The 23,710-nt window shown below is 54.5% G+C and carries 21 protein-coding genes; 17 read left to right on the top strand and 4 right to left on the bottom strand.

Annotation, left to right across the window (positions count from 1 at the left end; all coding sequences use genetic code 11):
• Positions 1-3: 3 nt before the first annotated feature.
• The 3 genes from rbsA to kup form a co-directional block, all read right to left on the bottom strand.
• Positions 4-1,509: a ribose ABC transporter ATP-binding protein RbsA gene (gene rbsA, locus OWK27_RS12385; protein WP_267590485.1), complete on the bottom strand. Its 1,506-nt coding sequence runs from the start codon at positions 1,507-1,509 to the stop codon at positions 4-6.
• Between the two features lie 7 nt (positions 1,510-1,516).
• Positions 1,517-1,936, bottom strand: coding sequence for a D-ribose pyranase (rbsD, locus tag OWK27_RS12380; protein WP_193355461.1), 420 nt, complete (start codon positions 1,934-1,936; stop codon positions 1,517-1,519).
• A 214-nt stretch (positions 1,937-2,150) separates the two neighbouring features.
• On the bottom strand, positions 2,151-4,019 hold the full coding sequence (kup, locus tag OWK27_RS12375; protein ID WP_148420340.1) for a low affinity potassium transporter Kup: 1,869 nt from the start codon (positions 4,017-4,019) through the stop codon (positions 2,151-2,153).
• 222 nt (positions 4,020-4,241) lie between these two features.
• Between kup and ravA the strand changes: the two genes are divergently transcribed.
• Positions 4,242-5,738 carry an ATPase RavA gene (gene ravA, locus OWK27_RS12370; protein WP_267590478.1) on the top strand — a complete coding sequence of 499 codons (1,497 nt, stop codon included), beginning with the start codon at positions 4,242-4,244 and terminating at the stop codon, positions 5,736-5,738.
• A complete protein-coding gene (gene viaA, locus OWK27_RS12365; RefSeq protein ID WP_267590477.1) occupies positions 5,732-7,183 on the top strand; it encodes an ATPase RavA stimulator ViaA in 1,452 nt (483 codons plus the stop codon). The genes ravA and viaA overlap by 7 nt, the downstream gene beginning before the upstream one ends.
• On the opposite strand, the gene asnA is transcribed toward viaA, so the two are convergent.
• Positions 7,184-8,176 (bottom strand): aspartate--ammonia ligase, encoded by a 993-nt coding sequence (gene asnA / locus OWK27_RS12360; RefSeq protein ID WP_267590476.1) that lies wholly within the window; start codon positions 8,174-8,176, stop codon positions 7,184-7,186.
• A 151-nt stretch (positions 8,177-8,327) separates the two neighbouring features.
• Here asnA and asnC point away from each other — a divergent pair, with 151 nt between their 5' ends.
• From asnC to glmS, 15 genes are all read left to right on the top strand, one after another.
• Positions 8,328-8,786: a transcriptional regulator AsnC gene (gene asnC / locus OWK27_RS12355; protein ID WP_003862383.1), complete on the top strand. Its 459-nt coding sequence runs from the start codon at positions 8,328-8,330 to the stop codon at positions 8,784-8,786.
• Between the two features lie 90 nt (positions 8,787-8,876).
• The gene (mioC, locus tag OWK27_RS12350) at positions 8,877-9,326 is read left to right on the top strand and encodes an FMN-binding protein MioC (protein ID WP_020882767.1); all 450 of its coding nucleotides are present in this window, start codon (positions 8,877-8,879) and stop codon (positions 9,324-9,326) included.
• 374 nt (positions 9,327-9,700) lie between these two features.
• Positions 9,701-11,590: a tRNA uridine-5-carboxymethylaminomethyl(34) synthesis enzyme MnmG gene (gene mnmG / locus OWK27_RS12345; RefSeq protein WP_267590475.1), complete on the top strand. Its 1,890-nt coding sequence runs from the start codon at positions 9,701-9,703 to the stop codon at positions 11,588-11,590.
• A gap of 108 nt (positions 11,591-11,698) precedes the next feature.
• Complete coding sequence (gene rsmG / locus OWK27_RS12340; protein WP_267590474.1) at positions 11,699-12,322, top strand: 16S rRNA (guanine(527)-N(7))-methyltransferase RsmG; 624 nt, start codon at positions 11,699-11,701, stop codon at positions 12,320-12,322.
• Between the two features lie 616 nt (positions 12,323-12,938).
• Positions 12,939-13,319: a F0F1 ATP synthase subunit I gene (atpI, locus tag OWK27_RS12335; RefSeq protein ID WP_003862375.1), complete on the top strand. Its 381-nt coding sequence runs from the start codon at positions 12,939-12,941 to the stop codon at positions 13,317-13,319.
• A gap of 8 nt (positions 13,320-13,327) precedes the next feature.
• Positions 13,328-14,143, top strand: coding sequence for a F0F1 ATP synthase subunit A (atpB, locus tag OWK27_RS12330; protein ID WP_148420346.1), 816 nt, complete (start codon positions 13,328-13,330; stop codon positions 14,141-14,143).
• 49 nt (positions 14,144-14,192) lie between these two features.
• A complete protein-coding gene (gene atpE, locus OWK27_RS12325) occupies positions 14,193-14,432 on the top strand; it encodes a F0F1 ATP synthase subunit C (RefSeq protein ID WP_000429386.1) in 240 nt (79 codons plus the stop codon).
• Between the two features lie 48 nt (positions 14,433-14,480).
• Entirely contained in the window at positions 14,481-14,951 is a 471-nt protein-coding gene (gene atpF, locus OWK27_RS12320) for a F0F1 ATP synthase subunit B (protein ID WP_013099406.1), read from the top strand.
• Positions 14,952-14,965: 14 nt separating this feature from the next.
• Positions 14,966-15,499 carry a F0F1 ATP synthase subunit delta gene (gene atpH / locus OWK27_RS12315; RefSeq protein ID WP_003862369.1) on the top strand — a complete coding sequence of 178 codons (534 nt, stop codon included), beginning with the start codon at positions 14,966-14,968 and terminating at the stop codon, positions 15,497-15,499.
• Positions 15,500-15,511: 12 nt separating this feature from the next.
• A complete protein-coding gene (atpA, locus tag OWK27_RS12310; protein ID WP_006808751.1) occupies positions 15,512-17,053 on the top strand; it encodes a F0F1 ATP synthase subunit alpha in 1,542 nt (513 codons plus the stop codon).
• Between the two features lie 51 nt (positions 17,054-17,104).
• Positions 17,105-17,968, top strand: coding sequence for a F0F1 ATP synthase subunit gamma (gene atpG, locus OWK27_RS12305; protein WP_003862364.1), 864 nt, complete (start codon positions 17,105-17,107; stop codon positions 17,966-17,968).
• Positions 17,969-17,999: 31 nt separating this feature from the next.
• Positions 18,000-19,382 carry a F0F1 ATP synthase subunit beta gene (gene atpD, locus OWK27_RS12300; protein ID WP_003862362.1) on the top strand — a complete coding sequence of 461 codons (1,383 nt, stop codon included), beginning with the start codon at positions 18,000-18,002 and terminating at the stop codon, positions 19,380-19,382.
• 20 nt (positions 19,383-19,402) lie between these two features.
• Positions 19,403-19,822, top strand: a complete 420-nt coding sequence (locus OWK27_RS12295; RefSeq protein ID WP_006177560.1) for a F0F1 ATP synthase subunit epsilon — start codon at positions 19,403-19,405, stop codon at positions 19,820-19,822.
• A 307-nt stretch (positions 19,823-20,129) separates the two neighbouring features.
• Positions 20,130-21,500, top strand: a complete 1,371-nt coding sequence (gene glmU, locus OWK27_RS12290) for a bifunctional UDP-N-acetylglucosamine diphosphorylase/glucosamine-1-phosphate N-acetyltransferase GlmU (protein WP_252004747.1) — start codon at positions 20,130-20,132, stop codon at positions 21,498-21,500.
• 183 nt (positions 21,501-21,683) lie between these two features.
• Positions 21,684-23,513, top strand: coding sequence for a glutamine--fructose-6-phosphate transaminase (isomerizing) (gene glmS / locus OWK27_RS12285; RefSeq protein WP_148420348.1), 1,830 nt, complete (start codon positions 21,684-21,686; stop codon positions 23,511-23,513).
• Positions 23,514-23,710 lie beyond the last annotated feature (197 nt).

Here is a 23,710-nt window from a genome sequence, read left to right as displayed (position 1 = left end):
TTCTTACTCCTGATTCACGCGATTAAGCTTGCCCACAGCGGCAGCCATCAGAACTTCCTGGGTGGCCTGCTCGCGAGTGAATTCACCGCCGAGATGCCCTTCATGCATGACGATAATGCGATCGCTCATGCCTAATACTTCTGGCATCTCGGAAGAGACCAGAATGATGCTCAGACCGTCGGCCTTAAACTGGTTAATCAGCTGATAAATCTCTTTTTTGGCGCCCACGTCTACGCCACGGGTTGGTTCATCGAGGATCAGCACTTTCGGGCGCGTCATCAGCCCGCGGGCAATGGCCACTTTCTGCTGATTACCGCCGGACAACAGGCCAATCGCCTGCTCCATCGACGGCGTTTTAACGTTAAAGAGACGGATAAAATCGCTGACCGCCTGCTGTTCATCTTTGTGCTTCAGGCTGCCGCCGCTGCGGCTGAAATAGCGCAGCGCGGTCAGTGACATGTTCTCTTTCACCGACATGCCCAGCACCAGGCCGTCGCGCTTACGGTCTTCGGAGATATAGACAATGCCGTTCGCCAGGCCATCCTGCGGCGAGCGGGTGACCACCTCGTGGCCGTCAAGAGTGACGTAACCGCTGGTGCGCGGCAGTGCGCCGTAGAGCACTTTCATAAGCTCGGTGCGCCCCGCGCCCATGAGGCCTGCGACGCCGAGGATCTCGCCCTGGCGCAGGGTAAAGGACACGTCGTTTACGCCCGGCCCGCAGAGGTTATCCACCTTCAGGCGGATTTCGCCCGGCGCTTTGTCCAGACGCGGATACTGATCTTCCAGCTTGCGTCCCACCATCATTTCGATAAGCGAATCTTCCGTCAGCGTCGCCACTTCGCGCTCGGCGATAAACTGGCCATCGCGAAAAACGGTGACGTCGTCGCAGATCTCGAAGATCTCTTTCATGCGGTGAGAGATATATACTATGCCGCGGCCCTGCGATTTCAGCTCGCGGATAACGCGGAACAGGGATTCGGTTTCCGTATCGGTCAGGGCGTCGGTCGGTTCATCCATAATGATGACCTTCGACTCAAAGCTCAGCACCTTAGCGATTTCCACCATCTGCTGATCGCCGATGGAGAGATCCCCCACCAGCCGGTCGCTCTTAAAGCGCAGGTTCAGCTTCGCCAGCAGTTTGTCCGCTTCGGCGTACATGGTTTTCCAGTCGATTTTTCCGAACCGGTTCACGAACTCGCGGCCCAGGAAGATGTTCTCCGCAATGGTGAGCTGCGGGATCAGGTTTAGCTCCTGGTGGATAATGCCGATACCCGCTTCCTGCGAGGATTTCGGGCCGTTGAAGGTGGTCTCTTTACCCAGCCAGACGAGTGAACCGGCATCGCGCTTATAGATCCCGGTCAGCACTTTCATCATGGTGGATTTGCCGGCGCCGTTCTCGCCCACCAGCGCCATCACGCGTCCGGAATAAACGTTCAGCGCCGCGCCGGAGAGGGCTTTTACGCCCGGGAACGATTTATCGATCCCTTTGAGTTGCAGTAATGCGTCCATGATGGCCTCAGAAGGTGACGCCAGCACAAAGAATGATATTCGCATACGGGGAACACTCCCCGCTGCGAATCACCGCCTGACTGTCTGCGGTTTGTTGTTTGAACTGCTCGTGCGTTGTGTAACGAATTTCTATGGTGTTTCCCTGGTGCTGTTGCAGTTGCTCAATAAACGTGAGCAACGTTTCGTGGAGTTGCGGATTATGTTGTTTGATTTCCGCGGCGAGAATGGCCGTCTCAACCTGCATCTCCGCGGTCACCACTTCCAGTACCTGCATAAACGAGGGTACGCCCTGCGTTAACGCCATATCGATACGGGTTGTGCTGCGCGGAACCGGTAAGCCTGCATCGCAAACCACCAGCGTATCGGTATGCCCAAGGCGGGAAATAACCGATGAGATTTCTGAGTTGAGTACTGTGCCTTTCTTCATTTTTTGCTCCACTAGCGAAACGTTTCGCTAAAAACAGTGTAGCCGCAAGAGTGTTCAGAAAACCATCATGACGTAACGGATTTGTGATCGAAGTCGAAACGTTTCGCTAAGTGAAATGAGGCAGAAGGTAAATGCAAAAACGGTAACCCTGAGGTTACCGTTTTTTATGCTTGCGCCCTCTTACTCTGGAAAGCGCATCAGGCCACACGGAGGCTTAAATCTCGACCTGCGTCCCCAGCTCAATCACGCGGTTAGGCGGGATTTCAAACTGGTCAGGGGCGCGCAGGGCGTTACGCTGCAGGATCAAGTACAGCTTGCCGCGCAGGCGCAGATACCATGGGCGTTTTCCGATGATCAGCGACTCGTGCGACATAAAGAACGATGTCTCCATCATGCGGCAGCTTAACCCTTCCAGGCCGCAGCGGTGGAACACCTCTTCCACGTTCGGCGTTTCGCGCCAGCCGTAGCTCGCCACCACGCGCCAGAAGGTCGGCGATAGCTGCTCAATCTGCACGCGACGCACGTTGTGTACATACGGCGCGTCTTCGGTGCGCAGCGTCAGCAGGATCACGCGCTCGTGCAGCACCTTGTTGTGCTTGAGGTTATGCATCAGCGCAAACGGGATCACGTTCAGCGCGCGAGACATGTACACCGCGGTACCCGGCACGCGCACCGGCGGGGATTTCTCCAGCGAGGCGATCATCGCTTCCAGAGAGTTTCCGTGCTCGTGCATACGACGCAGCAGGCGGAAACGCTCGCTCTTCCACGTCGTCATCACAATAAACATCACCAGGCCCAGCGTCAGCGGCAGCCAGCCCCCGGAGACAATCTTGTCGAGGTTTGCTGAGAACAGCGGTACGTCGATGCAGAGGAAACCGACCAGGATCAGCCCGACCAGGAACTTATTCCAGTGCCAGTTACGGTACGCCACCGTGGTGGAGAGCAGAGAGGTCAACACCATCGTTCCGGTCACGGCGATACCATACGCCGCCGCCAGGTTACTGGAGTGCTCAAAGCTGACGATAACAATCACCACAGCAAAATAGAGCAGCCAGTTAACGAACGGAATGTAGATCTGGCCTGACTCCATCTCCGAGGTATGAATAATGCGCATCGGGGAGAGATAGCCCAGACGCACAGCCTGACGCGTCAGGGAGAACACGCCGGAAATCACCGCCTGAGAGGCAATCACCGTCGCCAGCGTCGCCAGGATCAGCATTGGGACCAGCGCCCAGTCAGGAGCCAGCAGGAAGAACGGGTTTTTAATCGCTTCAGGATGTTCAAGCAACAGCGCGCCCTGGCCGAAGTAGTTCAGCACCAGTGAAGGCAGGACAAGGCTAAACCACGCTACGCGGATAGGGAGTTTCCCGAAGTGGCCCATATCCGCATACAGCGCCTCGACGCCGGTAATGGAAAGCACCACCGCACCCAGCGCCACGAACGACACCACTTTATATTCCAGGAAGAAATGCACCGCCCACATCGGGTTCAGCGCATGCAGGACATCCGGGTTAGCAATAATGCTGCGCAAGCCCAGCGCCGCCAGGATCAGGAACCAGGCCAGCATAATAGGTGCGAACAGCTTGCCCACCAGACCGGTACCGTGTTTTTGTATGGCAAACAGCAGCGTCAGCACGATAATAGCGAGTGGAACGACCCACGTATCAAGCTGCGGCGCGACAATCTCCAGCCCCTCTATGGCTGACATCACCGAAATCGCCGGCGTTATCACCACTTCCCCATAGAAGAAGCTGCCGCCTATCAGGCCGATAATGACCAGCACGGAGGTCATTCTTGCCGACGTATTGCGTCCGGCAAGGGACATCAGGGTCAGAATACCGCCCTCGCCCGCGTTATCAGCACGCATAACGAAAGAGAGATACTTAACGGAAACTACCAGGATCAGCAGCCAGAAGATGAGCGAGAGGAAACCAAATACGGCGTCGCGCTCTACACCAAAACCAAACTGACCGGACAAACATTCACGAAGCGTATAAAGCGGGCTGGTGCCGATATCACCGTAGACAACCCCGATCGCCGCAAGCGTTACTGCGGGTAATGATTGCTTATTATCAGTGCTCATAGACTAGTCTTTTCGTTTGAATAACAAATGTGTGCTTAGTCCCTTGGCCCACAAAAAGCGCACAGTATGCACGATTCAATGCAAAATCGTACCCCTAAATGCTGCCGCATTAATGTAGCGCAAAGAAAATAGCGCCGCACTTCAGCCTATTATCAGGCCAGACCGAAACGTCTATACTCGCTTCAATTAGCCGCCACGACGGCGAAAGGATGCAAAACTATTATGGCTCACTCACATTTATTAGCAGAAAGAATTTCCCGCCTCAGCAGCGCGCTGGAGAAAGGCCTTTTCGAGCGTAGCCACGCCATTCGCCTCTGTTTACTGGCGGCGCTGAGCGGTGAAAGCGTATTTCTGCTGGGACCGCCGGGCATTGCCAAAAGCCTGATCGCGCGCCGCCTTAAGTTCGCATTCCAGAACGCCCGCGCATTTGAGTATTTGATGACCCGTTTCTCCACGCCGGAAGAAGTGTTCGGGCCGCTCTCTATTCAGGCGTTAAAGGATGAGGGACGCTATGAGCGTCTGACGGCGGGCTATCTCCCTGAAGCCGAAATCGTCTTTCTTGATGAGATCTGGAAAGCCGGTCCGGCCATACTGAACACCCTGCTGACGGCGATCAACGAACGCCGGTTCCGCAACGGCGCGAGCGAAGAGAAGATCCCCATGCGCCTGCTGGTGGCCGCGTCAAACGAACTGCCCGAAGACGACAGCAGCCTGGAAGCGCTGTATGACCGCATGCTGATCCGCCTGTGGCTGGATAAAGTGCAGGACAAGTCGAACTTCCGTTCAATGCTGGTGAGCCAGCAGGACGAGAACGAAAACCCGGTGGCAGCGTCATTGCAGGTGACGGACGAGGAATACCACCAGTGGCAGGAGGAGATCTGCAAGATAAAGCTGCCGGATAGCGTATTTGAGCTGATCTTCATGCTGCGCCAGCAGCTTGATTTACTGCCTTCCGCGCCGTATGTCTCTGACCGTCGCTGGAAAAAAGCGATTCGCCTGCTTCAGGCAAGCGCGCTGTTCAGCGGTCGCGATGCCGTCGCGCCAGTCGATCTGATCCTGCTGAAAGACTGCCTGTGGCACGACGCCGAAGGGATGAATCTGATGCAGCAGCAGCTGGACGTTTTGATGACCGGGCACGCGTGGGGCCAGCAGTCGATGCTTAACCAGCTGGGAGCGATTGCCCAACGCCGCCTCCAGCTCCAGCAGCAGCAAAGCGATAAAACCGCGCTAAAGGTGAACCGCCTCGGCGGGATGTTCGCCCGTAAGCCGCACTATGAACTGCCGGCCGAACTGACAGATGACTCGCTCACCCTGCTTCTTCAGCAGCCGCTGAAGCTGCATGATATGCAGGTGGTGCACGTGACGATCGAACGTGTCGCGCTGGCGCAGTGGCTGGATAAAGGCGGCGAGATCCGCGGCAAGCTCAACGGAATTGGCTTTGCCCAGCCGCTGACGATGGAAGTCGACAGCAGCCAGCATCTGGTGATCCGCGACGTCAGCCTTCAGGGATCGCGTCTTGCGCTGCCGGGCACGGCCTCCGACAGTATCCCGGAGGAGATCAAACAGCAGCTGGAAGCGCTGGATGCCGAATGGCACCGGCAGCACACGCGCTTCAGCGAGCAGCAGAAATGCCTCTTTATCCATAGCGACTGGCTTGGCCGCATTGAAGCCAGCCTTCAGGACGTTGGCGCGCAGATCAAACAGGCGCGTCAATGCTAACGCTGGACACGCTCAACGTCATGCTGGCGGTTAGCGAGGATGGTTTAATCGAAGAGGTTGTTATCACCCTGCTTGCTTCACCGCAGCTGGCGGCCTTCTTTGAAAAATTCCCGAAGCTCAAAAGGGCAATGACGGACGATCTCCCACGCTGGCGCGATAATCTGCGGCAGCGGTTTAAGGAGACGGAAGTTCCGCCGGAGCTGACAGAGGAAGTTGCCGGCTATCAGCAGTGCCAGCGGCTTTCTACGCCGCAGTTTATTGCCCGGCTTCAGCAAACCCTGGCTCTGCTTGATAACGTTCAATCCCCGTTTGCCGGCCAGGCCAGAGCGCTGGTCACGGACAACCCCACCTTCACGCCCGCGCTGCACACGCTTTTTTTACAGCGCTGGCGGCTGAGCCTTGTGGTGCAGGCCACGACCCTTAACCAGCAGCTGCTGGAGGAGGAGCGCGAACAGCTGCTCAGCGAAGTGCAGGAGCGAATGACGTTAAGCGGCCAGCTGGAACAGGTGCTGGTGGAGAATGAAAACGCTGCCGGACGGCTCTGGGATATGAGTGCCGGGCAGCTAAAGCGTGGCGATTATCAGCTGATCGTGAAGTACGGCGACTTTCTGGCAGAGCAGCCGGAGCTGATGAAGCTCGCGGAACAGCTGGGCCGCTCCCGGGAGGCCAAATCGGTCCCAAAGAAAGATGCGCCGATGGAAACCTTCCGCACGCTGGTACGCGAACCCTCCACCGTGCCGGAGCAGGTGGATGGATTACAGCAAGGTGATGACATCCTGCGCCTGCTGCCTACGGAACTCGGCACGCTGGGAATGACCGAACTGGAGTACGAGTTTTATCGTCGGCTGGTGGAAAAACAGCTGCTCACCTATCGGCTGCATGGCGAAGCCTGGCGCGAGAAGATCGGCCAGCGACCGGTAGTGCGTCAGGACTTTGACGAGCAGCCGCGCGGGCCTTTTATTGTCTGCGTGGATACGTCCGGATCGATGGGGGGCTTCAATGAACAGTGCGCAAAGGCGTTCTGCCTGGCACTGATGCGCGTGGCGCTTGCCGACCGCCGTCGCTGCTACATCATGTTATTTTCCAGCGAAGTGGTGGGATACGAACTGACCAGCTCACAGGGACTGGAGCAGGCGATCCGCTTTTTAAGCCAGCGCTTTCGCGGGGGCACAGATCTGGCCCGCTGTTTTCGCAGCATCATTGAACGCATGCAGGGCGGCGACTGGTACGACGCGGATGCGGTGGTGATTTCCGATTTTATTGCCCAGCGGCTGCCGGACGATGTGGTGAATAAGGTGAAGGAGATGCAGCGCGTTCACCAGCACCGTTTTCATGCGGTGGCGATGTCTGCCCATGGAAAACCCGGCATCATGCGCATCTTCGATCATATCTGGCGCTTTGATACCGGGCTGCGTAGCCGCCTGCTCAGACGCTGGCGGCGCTAGTTAAAGAAGAGAGCCGACGCTTTCACGTACCTGCTGCGGCCAGACGCCACACTGCACCTGGCCAATGTGGGACAGTTGCAGCAGCAGCATGGTCAGACGAGACTGGCCAATACCGCCACCGATGGTCTGCGGCATTTCACCGCGCAGCAGCGCCTGGTGCCACTCCAGCTTCAGACGATCTTCATCTCCGGTAATGGCCAGCTGACGCTTCAGGGCGTCAGCATCCACGCGGATCCCCATAGACGAGAGTTCAAACGCATCTTCCAGTACCGGGTTCCAGACCAGAATATCGCCGTTCAAACCGGCATACTCGCTCTCGCCCACGGTGCTCCAGTCATCATAATCCGGCGCACGAACGTCATGACGTTTACCGTCAGAGAGTTTGCCGCCAATACCGATCAGGAATACCGCCCCCAGCTCTTTGGCGATCGCCCGTTCACGGCCTTTGGCATCCAGATCCGGGAAACGGCTCAGCAATTCCTGACTGTGAACAAAGTGGATCGTTTCCGGCAGGAACGGTGCCAGGCCAAACGCTTCGCTCACGGCGGCTTCAGTCGCTTTGATCCCCGCGTAAATTGCCTCAACGGTAGATTTGAGCGTACCGACGTGGCGCTCGCCGTCACCCATTACGCGCTCCCAGTCCCACTGGTCAACGTAGACAGAGTGAATCGGGGAAAGGCGGTCTTCATCGGGGCGAAGGGCTTTCATGTGCGTGTAAAGCCCTTCGCCCGCGCTGAAGTCGTGTTGTCCCAGGGTCTGACGCTTCCACTTCGCCAGTGAATGAACCACTTCGAACTGGGCGTCTGGCAGTGTTTTCACTTTCACCTGTACCGCTTTTTCGCATCCAGACAAGTTATCCTGCGTCCCGTCACCCACGCGGCTCAAAATCGGAGCCTGCACTTCAATAAGGCCAAGCTTCTCTTCCAGCTGGCGAGAAAAATGGGATTTTACGAAACTGATCTGGCGTTGTTTTGCGATGTAAGCGGTTTTCATTATTTATACTCCTGCGTCCTGTTGGTAATGATTAAGCAACAGAACCGGCACCTGATTCAATAACCCATCAACAAAAAGGCGCGTTCACTTTTGATTCGTTAAAATAAGGCGCTAGAATAGACATATTCATTAATCTTCATAAGAAAAAGCTATGGAAAATTATCAGATCGACAATCTGGACCGCGGCATCCTGGAAGCGCTGATGGCTAACGCGCGCACCGCGTATGCCGAGCTGGCGAAACAGTTTGGCGTCAGCCCGGGGACGATTCACGTGCGCGTAGAGAAAATGAAGCAGGCAGGGATCATCACCGGCGCGCGCATTGATGTCAGCCCGAAGCAGCTCGGGTACGACGTTTGCTGCTTCATTGGCATTATTCTCAAAAGTGCCAAAGACTACCCTTCCGCGCTCGAGAAGCTGAACGCGCTGGATGAGGTCACCGAGGCGTACTACACCACCGGGCACTACAGCATCTTTATAAAGGTGATGTGCCGATCCATCGACGCCCTTCAGCAGGTACTTATCAACAAGATCCAAACAATCGATGAAATTCAGTCCACCGAGACGCTGATCTCCCTGCAAAACCCGATCATGCGTACTATCCGCCCGTGATCGGGCAAATTCATTCCCACATTTTCCACAGGTAGATCCCAGCTCGTTCACAGCGTACAATGTCCGCCTCTTTATCTGAGCGAGCGATCAATGGCGGACATTACTCTTATCAGCGGCAGCACGCTTGGCGGTGCTGAATATGTAGCGGAACATCTGGCCGAGAAGCTGGAAGACGCGGGCTTTTCCACGGAAACCCTGCACGGACCGCTGCTTGACGATCTCCCGACTGACGGGGTCTGGCTGCTGATCACCTCCACGCACGGCGCGGGCGATCTGCCGGATAACCTGCAACCTTTATATGACGAACTGCTGGAACAACAGCCCGATCTGTCAAACGTCCGGTTTGGCGCAGTCGGGATCGGCAGCCGTGAATATGACACGTTCTGTGGCGCAATAGAGAAAGTCGAAGCTGCGGTGACCGCTTGCGGAGCAAAACAGCTGGGTGAAACGCTGAAGATCAACATCCTCGATCATGACATTCCGGAAGATCCAGCCGAGATCTGGTTGGGTGAATGGAAAAATTTACTCAAAAACGATTAAAGATCGCGCGATCAGATGTGGGTAACTCTGGTTAAAAGCTCGTATTAAGCCGTAGTTATCCAAAGTATAACCCTGAGACTGTTTTCGCCCTGTGTATAAAGTGGCGATCTGATCCCAGCTTATACGGTCCAGGATCACCGATCATTCACAGCAAACGATCCTTCCTAACTGCATGATCTTATTTATTGGATCGGACTTATCCACAAAGGTCTGCGATCCTAATAAGAGATCACAATAGAACAGATCTCTAAATAAAAAGATCTTCTTTTTAATAGCCCAGGATCCCAATGCTTTCTCGAAAGACTAAAGTTGAGTAGAATCCACGGCCCGGGCTTCAATCCATTTTCATACCGCTTTACGCGAGGCAGACCACCATGTTTTATCAGGATCCTTTTGACGTCATCATCATTGGCGGGGGTCACGCGGGCACTGAGGCCGCAATGGCCGCAGCGCGAATGGGTCAGCAGACCCTGCTTTTGACACACAATATCGACACGCTGGGACAAATGTCCTGTAATCCGGCGATTGGCGGCATTGGGAAAGGACACCTGGTAAAAGAAGTGGATGCACTTGGCGGCCTGATGGCGAAAGCGATCGATCGCGCTGGCATTCAGTTTAGGATACTAAACGCGAGTAAAGGTCCGGCTGTACGTGCCACCCGTGCACAGGCAGACCGCGTGCTTTACCGTCAGGCCGTGCGCACCGCGCTGGAGAACCAGCCGAACCTGATGATCTTCCAGCAGGCGGTTGAAGATCTTATCGTTGAGAACGATCGCGTCGTGGGTGCCGTGACCCTGATGGGGCTTAAGTTCCGCGCTAAAGCGGTGGTGCTCACCGTCGGGACCTTCCTGGACGGCAAGATCCACATCGGTCTGGATAACTACAGCGGTGGCCGCGCCGGCGATCCGCCGTCCATTCCGCTGTCACGCCGTCTGCGCGAGCTGCCGCTGCGCGTGAGCCGCCTGAAAACCGGTACGCCGCCGCGCATTGATGCGCGCACTATCGATTTCAGCGTACTGGCGCAGCAGCACGGCGATAATCCGATGCCGGTGTTCTCGTTCATGGGCAATGCGGCGCAACATCCGCAGCAGGTGCCGTGCTACATCACGCATACCAACGAAAAAACCCATGACGTGATCCGCAATAACCTCGATCGCAGCCCAATGTACGCAGGCGTGATCGAAGGGATCGGGCCACGCTACTGCCCGTCGATCGAAGACAAGGTGATGCGCTTTGCCGATCGCAACCAGCATCAGATCTTCCTCGAGCCGGAAGGGCTGACCTCTAACGAAATTTACCCGAACGGCATCTCCACCAGCCTGCCGTTCGACGTGCAGATGCAAATAGTGCGCTCAATGCAGGGTATGGAGAACGCGAAAATCGTTCGTCCTGGCTACGCTATTGAGTACGATTTCTTCGATCCGCGTGACCTAAAGCCGACGCTGGAGAGCAAATTCATCCAGGGTCTGTTCTTCGCCGGCCAGATTAACGGCACCACCGGTTACGAAGAAGCCGCAGCGCAGGGCCTGCTGGCCGGTCTGAACGCCGCCCGCTTCTCTGCTGAGAAAGAGGGCTGGGCACCGGCGCGTTCTCAGGCCTATCTGGGCGTGCTGGTTGACGATCTCTGCACCCTGGGAACCAAAGAACCGTACCGTATGTTTACCTCTCGCGCGGAATATCGTCTGATGCTGCGCGAAGACAACGCCGATCTGCGTCTGACCGAGATCGGCCGCGAGCTGGGTCTGGTGGACGACGACCGCTGGGCGCGCTTCAACGAGAAGCTGGAGCGTATCGAACAGGAACGTCAGCGCCTGAAAACCACATGGGTAAACCCGCAGGCGGAAACCGCTGCCGAAGTAAACGCTCACTTAACTGCGCCGCTTTCGCGTGAGGCCAGCGGTGAAGATCTGCTGCGTCGTCCGGAAGTCACGTATGAGAACCTGGTCAAACTGACGGCGTTCGCGCCGGGCCTGGAAGACGCTGAAGCGGCTGAGCAGGTCGAAATTCAGGTGAAATACGAAGGTTACATCGCGCGCCAGCAGGATGAGATCGAGAAACAGCAGCGCAACGAAAATACGCTGCTGCCGGAAATGCTGGACTATCGTCAGGTGACGGGCCTTTCCAACGAAGTGATCGCTAAGCTGAACGATCACAAACCTGTGTCGATTGGCCAGGCCTCGCGTATCTCCGGCGTCACACCCGCCGCGATTTCGATTCTGCTGGTGTGGTTGAAAAAGCAGGGCATGCTGCGCCGTAGTGCGTAATGCCCTGAATATTGCCCGGTGGCGCTGCGCTTACCGGGCTTACTGAACCCCGTAGGGCGGGTTAGCGAAGCATCACCCGCCGCTTAAGTATCTCAACAGGTATTCACCGTGCTCAATAAACTCTCTCGTCTGCTGGACCAGGCAGGTATTTCGCTCACCGATCACCAGAAAAACCAGCTGGTGGCCTACGTCGATATGCTGAACAAATGGAACAAAGCGTACAACCTGACCTCCGTACGCGATCCCAACGAGATGCTGATTCGCCATATTCTCGATAGCATCGTGGTGGCGCCGTATCTTAACGGTGAACGTTTTATCGACGTAGGTACGGGTCCGGGCCTGCCGGGGGTTCCGTTGTCCATTGTCCGTCCGGAGAGTCATTTCACGCTGCTGGATAGCCTGGGCAAGCGCGTTCGCTTTTTACGCCAGGTCCAGCATGAACTGAAGCTGGAAAACATTACGCCCGTGCAGAGCAGGGTAGAGGCGTTTCCGGCAGAGCCGCCGTTTGACGGGGTTATCAGCCGTGCCTTTGCCTCGCTCAACGATATGGTGAGCTGGTGTAAGCACCTGCCGGCAGAAAATGGCCGTTTTTATGCGCTTAAAGGGCTGCTCCCGGAGGATGAAATTGAGCAGCTTCCGGACGGCTATACTGTCGAATCCATTGAGAAACTCCAGATTCCTCAGCTCGATGGCGAGCGCCATCTGGTTATAATTAAGCCAAATTCTTTTTAAAAAATTAATAAAAAATGTGGAATTTGTGCTGTTCTGATTGTGTTAAAAAACAGCACTTCCAGCCAGAACGGAAGCGGGTTAATTTAACCTTGTTGTTACTATGGATTTTCTTGTGGTTAACCTTACCTTATTCATTCACCATGAAGATAATCAACAATGAAAATATCAGCCTGCTAAAAGTGGGTGCTGGCAACCAGAATGTGATGTTAAATATTTATTAAGAATGTCAATAAAAGGTTTTTGTTGTAGATAAGCCTGTTTTAAAAATAGTTGCGAATTTTTATCTTGAATTTCATAAAGATGGAATAAAGCGTTTTACGTCTTTGATAAATACAACTTTATCGCAAATGTGCAATTTGTGATCTTGTGCACGCTTTATCATCAACGTTTTCGCGCTGTTTGCAGTTTCGCCTGAAGGTCGCCGCTTTGGTCAAAAGTTGAAAAATAGCGCTGGGGAAAAATATTTAAACATTTATTCACCTTTTCGCTACTTAATGTTTGAAATCACGGGTACGCACCGTATAATTTGACCGCTTTTTGATGCTTGACTCTGAGCCTTAAAGGACGTTTTATACGACACGCGGCATACCTCGAAGGGAGCAGGAGTAAAAACGTGATGTCTGTGTCGCTCTTGAGTAGAAACGTTGCTCGTAAGCTTCTGTTCATTCAGTTTCTGGCTGTGATAGCAAGTGGACTGCTGTTTAGCCTCAAAGACCCCTTCTGGGGCATCTCCGCCGCGTGCGGGGGTTTGGCGGTAGTGCTGCCAAACGTGTTGTTTATGATTTTTGCCTGGCGTCATCAGGCGCATACACCTGCCAAAGGCCGCGTGGCCTGGTCCTTCGCTCTCGGCGAAGTGTGTAAGGTGTTGCTGACCTTTGCATTGCTGGTGATGGCGCTGGCGGTTTTGAAAGTGGTATTCATGCCGCTGATAGCAACGTGGGTTTTGGTGCTGGTGGTACAAGTTCTGGCTCCAGCTGTAATCAATAACAAAGGGTAAAAGGCATCATGGCTTCAGAAAATATGACGCCGCAGGATTACATAGGTCACCATCTGAATAACCTTCAGCTGGACCTGCGTACATTCTCGCTGGTGGATCCACATCACCCCCCGGCCACCTTCTGGACGATCAACATCGACTCCATGTTCTTCTCGGTGGTTTTGGGTCTTCTGTTCCTGGCCATGTTCCGCAGCGTTGCTAAAAAGGCGACCAGCGGTGTTCCAGGGAAATTCCAGACGTTCGTTGAGATGATCATCGGCTTCGTTCATGGCAGCGTGAAAGACATGTACCATGGTAAGAGCAAGCTGATTGCTCCGCTGGCCCTGACCGTGTTCGTTTGGGTGTTCCTGATGAACCTGATGGACCTTCTGCCTATCGATTTCCTGCCGTGGATCGGCGAGCATGTCTTCGGTCTGCCTGCTCTGCGCGTGGTTCCGTCTGCGGACGTGAACATCACCCTGTCGATGGCGCTGGGCGTGTTTATCCTGATTCTTTTCTACAGCATCAAAATGAAAGGCGTAAGCGGCTTTGTGAAAGAGCTTACCTTGCAGCCGTTCAACCACTGGGCGTTTATTCCGGTCAACCTGATCCTGGAAGGCGTTAGCCTGCTGTCCAAACCTGTTTCACTGGGTCTGCGACTGTTCGGCAACATGTATGCGGGTGAGCTGATTTTCATTCTGATCGCGGGTCTTCTGCCGTGGTGGTCACAGTGGATTCTGAATGTGCCATGGGCCATTTTCCACATCCTGATCATTACGCTGCAAGCCTTTATCTTCATGGTTCTGACGATCGTCTATCTGTCGATGGCGTCTGAAGAGCACTGATTTTTTACCAACACTACTACGTTTTAATTGAAACAAACTGGAGACTGTCATGGAAAACCTGAATATGGATCTGCTGTACATGGCTGCCGCTGTGATGATGGGTCTGGCGGCTATCGGTGCTGCGATCGGTATCGGCATCCTCGGAGGTAAATTCCTGGAAGGCGCAGCGCGTCAACCGGATCTGATTCCTCTGCTGCGTACTCAGTTCTTTATCGTTATGGGTCTGGTGGATGCAATCCCAATGATCGCTGTAGGTCTGGGTCTGTACGTGATGTTTGCTGTCGCGTAGTAGTTGTTTTAAAACCCCAAGCCACAGAAATTTAAGAGGTATTGTGCTGTGAACATGAACGCAACAATCCTCGGCCAGGCCATCGCGTTTATTATCTTTGTCTGGTTCTGCATGAAGTATGTATGGCCGCCTTTAATGGCTGCCATCGAAAAACGTCAGAAAGAAATTGCTGACGGTCTGGCTTCCGCAGAACGCGCTAAGAAAGATTTGGACCTTGCACAGGCCAACGCGACAGACCAGCTGAAAAAAGCGAAAGCTGAAGCTCAGGTAATCATTGAACAGGCTAACAAACGCCGTTCACAGATCCTGGACGAAGCCAAAGCTGAAGCAGAACAGGAACGTACTAAGATCGTGACACAGGCTCAGGCTGAAATTGAAGCTGAGCGTAAACGTGCTCGTGAAGAACTGCGTAAGCAGGTTGCGATTCTGGCTGTTGCTGGCGCCGAGAAGATCATCGAACGTTCCGTGGATGAAGCTGCTAACAGCGACATCGTGGACAAACTTGTCGCTGAACTGTAAGGAGGGAGGGGCTGATGTCTGAATTTGTTACGGTAGCTCGCCCCTACGCCAAAGCAGCTTTTGACTTTGCTGTCGAACACCAAAATGTCGATCGCTGGCAGAACATGCTGGCGTTTGCCGCTGAGGTGACGAAAAACGAACAAATGGCCGAGTTGCTTTCCGGTGCGTTAGCACCTGAAACTCTCGCCGCGTCGTTTATCGCCGTGTGCGGAGAGCAACTGGATGCCAACGGCCAGAACCTGATTAAGGTAATGGCAGAAAATGGTCGTCTCCGTGTGCTCCCGGATGTTCTCGAGCAGTTTGAGCACTTACGTGCCCTTAGTGAAGCAACCGCTGAAGTTGAAGTAACTTCCGCGACTGAACTGAGTGACGAACAGCTTGCGAAAATCACTGCCGCGATGGAAAAACGTCTGTCACGCAAAGTTAAGCTGAATTGCAAAATCGATAAGTCTGTAATGGCAGGCGTAATCATCCGCTCGGGTGATATGGTCATTGATGGCAGCGTACGCGGCCGTCTTGAGCGCCTTGCAGACGTCTTGCAGTCTTAAGGGGACTGGAGCATGCAACTGAATTCCACCGAAATCAGCGAACTGATCAAGCAGCGCATTGCTCAGTTCAGTGTTGTGAGTGAAGCTCACAACGAAGGTACTATTGTTTCTGTAAGTGACGGTGTTATCCGCATCCACGGCCTGGCCGATTGTATGCAGGGTGAGATGATTTCCCTGCCGGGTAACCGTTACGCTATCGCACTGAACCTGGAGCGCGACTCCGTAGGTGCAGTTGTGATGGGTCCATACGCTGACCTCGCCGAAGGCATGAAGGTTAAGTGTACTGGCCGTATTCTGGAAGTGCCGGTTGGCCGTGGCCTGCTGGGTCGTGTTGTTAACACCCTGGGTGCGCCAATCGACGGTAAAGGTCCGGTTGAGCACGATGGCTTCTCCCCAATCGAAGTTATCGCACCGGGCGTTATCGACCGTCAGTCCGTTGATCAGCCAGTGCAGACTGGTTATAAGTCCGTTGATGCCATGATCCCAATCGGTCGTGGTCAGCGTGAACTGATCATCGGTGACCGTCAGACCGGTAAAACCGCGATGGCAATCGACGCCATCATCAACCAGCGTGACTCCGGCATCAAATGTGTGTACGTGGCTATCGGCCAGAAAGCGTCCACCATTTCCAACGTGGTTCGTAAACTGGAAGAGCACGGCGCGCTGTCTAACACCATCGTTGTTGTGGCTACCGCTTCTGAATCCGCTGCACTGCAATACCTGGCACCATACGCCGGTTGCGCAATGGGCGAATACTTCCGTGACCGCGGTGAAGATGCGCTGATCGTATACGATGACCTGTCTAAACAGGCCGTTGCTTATCGTCAGGTTTCCCTGCTGCTCCGTCGTCCACCAGGACGTGAAGCATTCCCGGGCGACGTATTCTACCTCCACTCTCGTCTGCTGGAGCGTGCTTCCCGCGTTAACGCGGAATACGTCGAGAACTTCACCAAAGGTGAAGTGAAGGGTAAAACGGGTTCTCTGACCGCGCTGCCGATCATTGAAACCCAGGCGGGTGACGTTTCTGCGTTCGTTCCGACTAACGTAATCTCCATTACCGATGGTCAGATCTTCCTGGAAACCAACCTGTTTAACTCCGGTATTCGTCCGGCGGTTAACCCGGGTATCTCCGTATCCCGTGTTGGTGGTGCTGCTCAGACCAAGATCATCAAGAAACTGTCCGGTGGTATCCGTACCGCGCTGGCACAGTATCGTGAACTGGCTGCGTTCTCTCAGTTCGCATCCGATCTGGACGAAGCAACCCGTAAACAGCTGAGCCACGGTCAGAAAGTGACCGAGCTGCTGAAGCAGAAACAGTACGCTCCAATGTCTGTTGCTCAGCAGGGCCTGGTACTGTTCGCGGCTGAACGCGGTTACCTCGAAGATGTGGAACTGGCGAAAATCGGTAGCTTCGAAGCCGCTCTGCTGGCTTACGTCGACCGTGATCACGCTCCGCTGATGCAAGAGATCAACCAGACCGGTGGCTATAACGACGAAATCGAAGGCAAGCTGAAAGCTATCCTCGATTCCTTCAAAGCAACCCAATCCTGGTAATCGTCCGGCGGCTTGTCTCAGGACAAGCCGCCTGGCATTGAGGAGAAGCTCATGGCCGGCGCAAAAGAGATACGTAGTAAGATCGCAAGCGTCCAGAACACGCAAAAGATCACTAAAGCGATGGAGATGGTCGCCGCTTCCAAAATGCGTAAATCGCAGGATCGCATGGCGGCCAGCCGTCCTTATGCAGAGACCATGCGCAAAGTGATTGGTCACCTTGCAAACGGTAATCTGGAATATAAGCACCCTTACCTGGAAGAACGCGACGTTAAGCGCGTAGGCTACCTGGTGGTGTCGACTGACCGTGGTCTGTGTGGCGGCTTGAACATTAACCTGTTCAAAAAACTGCTGGCGGATATGAAAGGCTGGTCCGATAAAGGCGTTCAGTGCGATCTGGCACTGATTGGCTCTAAAGGCGTCTCTTTCTTTAACTCCGTTGGCGGCAACATTGTCGCTCAGGTGACCGGTATGGGTGATAACCCGTCCCTGTCCGAACTGATCGGCCCGGTTAAAGTGATGTTGCAGGCCTATGATGAAGGCCGTCTGGACAGACTGTACGTTGTCAGCAACAAATTTATTAACACCATGTCTCAGGTGCCAACGCTCACTCAGATGCTGCCTTTACCGGCATCAGAAGATGACGAGCTGAAACAGAAAGCCTGGGATTACCTGTATGAACCCGATCCGAAACCGCTGCTGGATACCCTGCTGCGTCGTTACGTTGAATCTCAGGTTTATCAGGGCGTTGTAGAAAACCTGGCCAGCGAGCAGGCCGCACGAATGGTGGCGATGAAAGCCGCGACCGATAATGGCGGCAGCCTGATTAAAGAGCTGCAGTTGGTTTACAACAAAGCTCGTCAGGCCAGCATTACTCAGGAACTCACCGAGATCGTCTCGGGGGCCGCCGCGGTTTAACCAGGTTTACGAATTACGTAGAGGATTCAAGATGGCTACTGGAAAGATTGTCCAGGTAATCGGCGCCGTGGTGGACGTCGAGTTCCCTCAGGACGCCGTACCACGCGTGTACGACGCGCTTGAGGTACAGAATGGTAACGAGAGCCTGGTGCTGGAAGTTCAGCAGCAGCTCGGCGGCGGTATCGTGCGTACCATCGCCATGGGTTCTTCCGACGGTCTGCGTCGTGGTCTGGAAGTTAAAGACCTTGAGCACCCGATCGAAGTCCCGGTAGGTAAAGCAACACTGGGTCGTATCATGAACGTATTGGGTCAGCCAATCGACATGAAAGGCGACATCGGTGAAGAAGAGCGTTGGGCTATCCACCGCGCGGCACCTTCCTACGAAGAGCTGTCCAGCTCTCAGGAACTGCTGGAAACCGGCATCAAAGTTATCGACCTGATGTGTCCGTTCGCGAAGGGCGGTAAAGTTGGTCTGTTCGGTGGTGCGGGTGTAGGTAAAACCGTAAACATGATGGAGCTGATCCGTAACATCGCGATCGAGCACTCCGGTTACTCCGTGTTTGCGGGCGTAGGTGAGCGTACTCGTGAGGGTAACGACTTCTACCACGAAATGACCGACTCCAACGTTCTGGACAAAGTTTCCCTGGTTTATGGCCAGATGAACGAGCCACCAGGAAACCGTCTGCGCGTAGCGCTGACTGGTCTGACTATGGCTGAGAAGTTCCGTGACGAAGGCCGTGACGTTCTGCTGTTCGTTGATAACATCTACCGTTATACCCTGGCCGGTACGGAAGTATCCGCACTGCTGGGTCGTATGCCTTCTGCGGTAGGTTATCAGCCAACGCTTGCGGAAGAGATGGGTGTTCTTCAGGAACGTATCACCTCTACCAAAACCGGTTCTATCACCTCCGTTCAGGCGGTATACGTACCTGCGGATGACCTGACTGACCCATCTCCAGCAACCACCTTTGCTCACTTAGATGCAACCGTGGTACTGAGCCGTCAGATCGCGTCTCTGGGTATCTACCCGGCCGTTGACCCGCTGGACTCCACCAGCCGTCAGCTGGATCCACTGGTTGTTGGTCAGGAACACTACGACACCGCGCGTGGCGTACAGTCCCTGCTGCAACGTTACCAGGAACTGAAAGACATCATCGCCATCCTGGGTATGGATGAACTGTCTGAAGAAGACAAACTGGTGGTAGCACGCGCGCGTAAGATCCAGCGCTTCCTGTCCCAGCCGTTCTTCGTTGCGGAAGTATTCACCGGTTCCCCAGGTAAATACGTTTCCCTGAAAGACACCATCCGTGGCTTTAAAGGCATCATGGAAGGCGAATACGATCACCTGCCAGAGCAGGCGTTCTACATGGTTGGTTCCATCGAAGAAGCCGTGGAAAAAGCCAAAAAACTTTAACGCCTTAATCGGAGGGTGATATGGCAATGACTTACCACCTGGACGTCGTCAGCGCAGAGCAACAAATGTTCTCTGGTCTGGTCGAGAAAATCCAGGTAACGGGTAGTGAAGGTGAACTGGGTATTTTCCCGGGTCACGCACCGCTGCTCACCGCCATTAAGCCTGGTATGATCCGCATCGTTAAACAGTTCGGTCACGAAGAGTTTATCTATCTGTCCGGCGGCATTCTTGAAGTGCAGCCTGGCAGTGTGACCGTTCTGGCCGATACCGCTATTCGTGGCCAGGATCTCGACGAAGCGCGAGCCCTGGAATCGAAGCGTAAGGCTGAAGAGCATATTAGCAGCTCTCATGGTGACGTGGATTACGCTCAGGCGTCTGCGGAGCTGGCCAAAGCGATCGCCAAACTGCGCGTTATCGAGTTGACCAAAAAAGCGATGTAACACCGGCTTGAAAAGCACAAAAGCCAGTCTGGTTCCCAGGCTGGCTTTTTTTATGGCTCCGTCCAGGGTCTGAACTTTATTCATGCAGCAAAAAAATAGCTAACCTGTTGTCGCTGCTGGTTACTTACCGTGGGAATGCTATATTCCAGAGAAAAAGGGGTTTACTCAGCCCCTAAAGATGGCCTCAAATAGCCATTACAGGCCGATGTTGAACGTTTTAACACCACTCCATTTTTTTGCGCAAAATATGTAGAATTTTCAACATCAAAGGGTTTAACTTCTCACATAAATTACAGTCAGGACGCGTATGTTGAATAATGCGATGAGCGTGGTCATCCTTGCCGCTGGCAAAGGCACCCGCATGTATTCCGATCTTCCTAAAGTGCTCCACACACTGGCAGGAAAGCCTATGGTGAAGCATGTCATTGATGCAGCAAATGAATTAGGTGCCAGCCAGGTACATCTGGTTTATGGCCATGGCGGTGATTTGCTGAAAAAAACGCTGCATGACGATAAGCTCAACTGGGTGCTACAGGCAGAACAGCTGGGTACCGGTCACGCAATGCAGCAGGCTGCACCCTTCTTCGCCGATGACGAAGATATCCTTATGCTTTACGGCGACGTCCCGTTGATTTCCGTAGAAACCCTGACTCGCCTGCGTGAAGCCAAACCGCAGGGCGGCATTGGGTTGCTAACCGTTGTACTGGACGATCCGAGCGGCTATGGCCGTATTACCCGTGAAAACGGCAACGTGACGGGAATTGTCGAGCATAAAGATGCCAGCGAAGCGCAGCGTAAAATTCAGGAGATCAACACCGGTATACTGATTGCGAACGGTGCCGATCTGAAGCGCTGGCTGTCGAAGCTCGACAACAACAACGCCCAGGGTGAGTACTACATTACCGATATTATTGCGATGGCGTACCGTGAAGGGCGTGAAATTGCCGCCGTTCATCCGGCACGCATCAGCGAAACGGACGGGGTTAACAACCGTTTGCAGCTGTCCCGCCTTGAGCGTATTTACCAGGCCGAGCAGGCTGAAAAGCTGCTGCTGGCGGGCGTGATGCTGCGCGATCCGGCGCGTTTCGATCTGCGCGGCACGCTGGCCCACGGGCGCGACGTTGAAATTGATACTAACGTTATCCTGGAGGGTAACGTGACGCTGGGCAATCGCGTCAAAATTGGCGCCGGCTGCGTGATTAAAAACAGCGTTATCGGTGACGACTGCGAAATCAGCCCGTACAGCGTGGTGGAAGATGCGCATCTTGAAGCGGCGTGCACCATCGGTCCATTTGCGCGTCTGCGTCCGGGCGCCGAGCTGATGGAAGGTGCTCACGTGGGCAACTTCGTCGAGATGAAAAAAGCGCGCCTGGGCAAAGGCTCCAAGGCTGGTCATCTGACCTATCTGGGCGATGCAGAAATTGGCGATAACGTGAATATTGGTGCAGGTACCATCACCTGTAACTATGACGGTGCCAATAAGTTTAAAACCATCATCGGCGACGACGTGTTTGTTGGCTCAGACACGCAGCTGGTGGCGCCCGTCACCGTAGGTAATGGCGTGACCATTGCTGCCGGAACGACCGTAACGCGCGACGTAGCGGATAACGAGTTAGTGTTAAGCCGCGTGCCACAGGTACACAAGCAGGGCTGGAAACGCCCGGTGAAGAAAAAGTAACGACAATATACACCCCTCACCCCTATGGGGAGAGGGCCGGGGTGAGGGGATAATATAATCCTCCCCCCACAGGCAGTACCCATAACAATAACCCCACTCTCTACAAGGCTCGGGGCGCCCGGAAAGGGCAAATACAGGTCAGCGACAACGCATGGCATAACGCCATAATCAGGAAATCTAACTATGTGTGGAATTGTTGGCGCAGTTGCGCAGCGTGATATTGCTGAAATCCTTCTCGAAGGTTTACGTCGTCTGGAATACCGTGGCTATGACTCTGCCGGTCTGGCCGTTGTTGATGCAGAAGGTCATATGACCCGTCTGCGCCGTCTCGGTAAAGTGCAAATGCTGGCCCAGGCCGCGGAAGAACATTCCCTGCACGGTGGCACCGGTATTGCACATACCCGCTGGGCGACCCACGGCGAGCCGTCGGAAGGCAACGCGCACCCGCATGTGTCTGAACACATTGTGGTAGTGCATAACGGCATTATCGAAAACCACGAACCGCTGCGCGAAGAGCTGAAAGCGCGCGGCTATACCTTTGTCTCTGAAACCGACACCGAAGTGATTGCTCACCTCGTACACTGGGAGCTGGCACAGGGCGGTACGCTGCGTGAAGCGGTGCTGCGCGCTATCCCTCAGCTGCGCGGTGCTTACGGCACGGTGATCATGGACTCCCGCGATCCGTCCACGCTGCTGGCTGCGCGTTCCGGTAGCCCAATGGTGATCGGTCTGGGCATGGGCGAAAACTTTATCGCTTCCGACCAGCTGGCGCTGCTGCCGGTTACCCGCCGCTTCATCTTCCTGGAAGAGGGCGACATTGCCGAAGTTACGCGTCGCAGCGTGACCGTATTCGACACCAAAGGCGAGCAGGTTAAGCGTCAGGAGATCGAATCAAACCTGCAGTACGACGCGGGCGACAAAGGCGCCTACCGTCACTACATGCAGAAAGAGATCTACGAGCAGCCAAACGCGATTAAAAACACCCTGACCGGGCGCATCAGCCACGGTGAGGTGGATCTGAGCGAGCTGGGCGCAAACGCCAACGAGCTGCTGGGCAAGGTTGAGCACATTCAGATCGTGGCCTGCGGTACCTCTTACAACTCAGGTATGGTCTCTCGCTACTGGTTTGAATCTCTGGCTGGCGTGCCGTGCGACGTGGAAATCGCCTCTGAATTCCGCTATCGCAAATCCGCGGTGCGTCGTAACAGCCTGATGATCACCCTTTCCCAGTCTGGCGAAACGGCGGATACCCTGGCGGCGCTGCGTCTGTCTAAGGAACTGGGCTACCTGGGCTCGCTGGCAATCTGTAACGTGCCGGGCTCCTCGCTGGTGCGTGAGTCCGATCTGGCGCTGATGACCAAAGCGGGCACCGAAATCGGCGTGGCCTCCACCAAAGCGTTTACCACTCAGCTGACCGTTCTGCTGATGCTGGTGGCAAAACTGGCGCGTCTGAAAGGCCAGGATGCTTCCGTTGAGCACGACATCGTGCACGGCCTGCAGGCGCTGCCGAGCCGTATCGAGCAGATGCTGTCTCAGGACAAACGCATTGAAGCGCTGGCTGAAGACTTCTCTGACAAACACCATGCCCTGTTCCTGGGTCGTGGCGATCAGTACCCGATTGCGCTGGAAGGCGCGCTGAAGCTGAAAGAGATCTCCTACATCCACGCTGAAGCTTACGCCGCAGGGGAACTGAAACACGGCCCGCTGGCGCTGATCGACGCGGATATGCCGGTTATCGTCGTGGCACCAAACAACGAACTGCTGGAAAAACTGAAATCTAACATCGAAGAAGTGCGCGCCCGTGGCGGTGTTCTGTACGTCTTCGCGGATAAAGATGCCGGTTTCGCCAGCAGCGACAACATGCACATCATCGAGATGCCGCATGTGGAAGAGGTGATTGCGCCGATCTTCTACACCGTGCCGCTGCAGCTGCTGGCTTACCACGTCGCGCTGATCAAGGGCACCGACGTTGACCAGCCGCGTAACCTGGCGAAATCCGTTACCGTAGAATAATCCTTCCAGGCTCCACCATCCGGTGGGGCCTTTTTTATGACAATCCGTCATTTTCAGCTATTTTATCAGTGTCACATAAAGAAAATATTACTGAAAACAGGCTGTCATGTTATCTGGTAATCTCTTGATAAATAAAGAGAGTTTGACTTGTTTTTAAGTGAAATTTTCTTTGTCATAAAACTGTCATAATTCGTACA

This window comes from Enterobacter cloacae complex sp. 2022EL-00788, assembly GCF_026627565.1.
Lineage (GTDB): Bacteria > Pseudomonadota > Gammaproteobacteria > Enterobacterales > Enterobacteriaceae > Enterobacter > Enterobacter pasteurii.
This window is presented reverse-complemented; position numbering and strand designations above follow the sequence as displayed.

Bases quoted from the DNA above. Each gene is read 5' to 3' on its own strand.
- mnmG (WP_267590475.1), top strand. From the start codon at position 9,701: ATGTTTTATCAGGATCCTTTTGACGTCATCATCATTGGCGGGGGTCAC.
- asnC (WP_003862383.1), top strand. From the start codon at position 8,328: ATGGAAAATTATCAGATCGACAATCTGGACCGCGGCATCCTGGAAGCG.
- viaA (WP_267590477.1), top strand. From the start codon at position 5,732: ATGCTAACGCTGGACACGCTCAACGTCATGCTGGCGGTTAGCGAGGAT.
- atpD (WP_003862362.1), top strand. From the start codon at position 18,000: ATGGCTACTGGAAAGATTGTCCAGGTAATCGGCGCCGTGGTGGACGTC.
- glmU (WP_252004747.1), top strand. From the start codon at position 20,130: ATGTTGAATAATGCGATGAGCGTGGTCATCCTTGCCGCTGGCAAAGGC.
- ravA (WP_267590478.1), top strand. From the start codon at position 4,242: ATGGCTCACTCACATTTATTAGCAGAAAGAATTTCCCGCCTCAGCAGC.
- atpH (WP_003862369.1), top strand. From the start codon at position 14,966: ATGTCTGAATTTGTTACGGTAGCTCGCCCCTACGCCAAAGCAGCTTTT.
- atpA (WP_006808751.1), top strand. From the start codon at position 15,512: ATGCAACTGAATTCCACCGAAATCAGCGAACTGATCAAGCAGCGCATT.
- asnA (WP_267590476.1), bottom strand. From the start codon at position 8,176: ATGAAAACCGCTTACATCGCAAAACAACGCCAGATCAGTTTCGTAAAA.
- atpG (WP_003862364.1), top strand. From the start codon at position 17,105: ATGGCCGGCGCAAAAGAGATACGTAGTAAGATCGCAAGCGTCCAGAAC.
- atpB (WP_148420346.1), top strand. From the start codon at position 13,328: ATGGCTTCAGAAAATATGACGCCGCAGGATTACATAGGTCACCATCTG.
- mioC (WP_020882767.1), top strand. From the start codon at position 8,877: ATGGCGGACATTACTCTTATCAGCGGCAGCACGCTTGGCGGTGCTGAA.
- glmS (WP_148420348.1), top strand. From the start codon at position 21,684: ATGTGTGGAATTGTTGGCGCAGTTGCGCAGCGTGATATTGCTGAAATC.
- rbsA (WP_267590485.1), bottom strand. From the start codon at position 1,509: ATGGACGCATTACTGCAACTCAAAGGGATCGATAAATCGTTCCCGGGC.
- atpI (WP_003862375.1), top strand. From the start codon at position 12,939: ATGTCTGTGTCGCTCTTGAGTAGAAACGTTGCTCGTAAGCTTCTGTTC.
- atpE (WP_000429386.1), top strand. From the start codon at position 14,193: ATGGAAAACCTGAATATGGATCTGCTGTACATGGCTGCCGCTGTGATG.
- kup (WP_148420340.1), bottom strand. From the start codon at position 4,019: ATGAGCACTGATAATAAGCAATCATTACCCGCAGTAACGCTTGCGGCG.
- OWK27_RS12295 (WP_006177560.1), top strand. From the start codon at position 19,403: ATGGCAATGACTTACCACCTGGACGTCGTCAGCGCAGAGCAACAAATG.
- rbsD (WP_193355461.1), bottom strand. From the start codon at position 1,936: ATGAAGAAAGGCACAGTACTCAACTCAGAAATCTCATCGGTTATTTCC.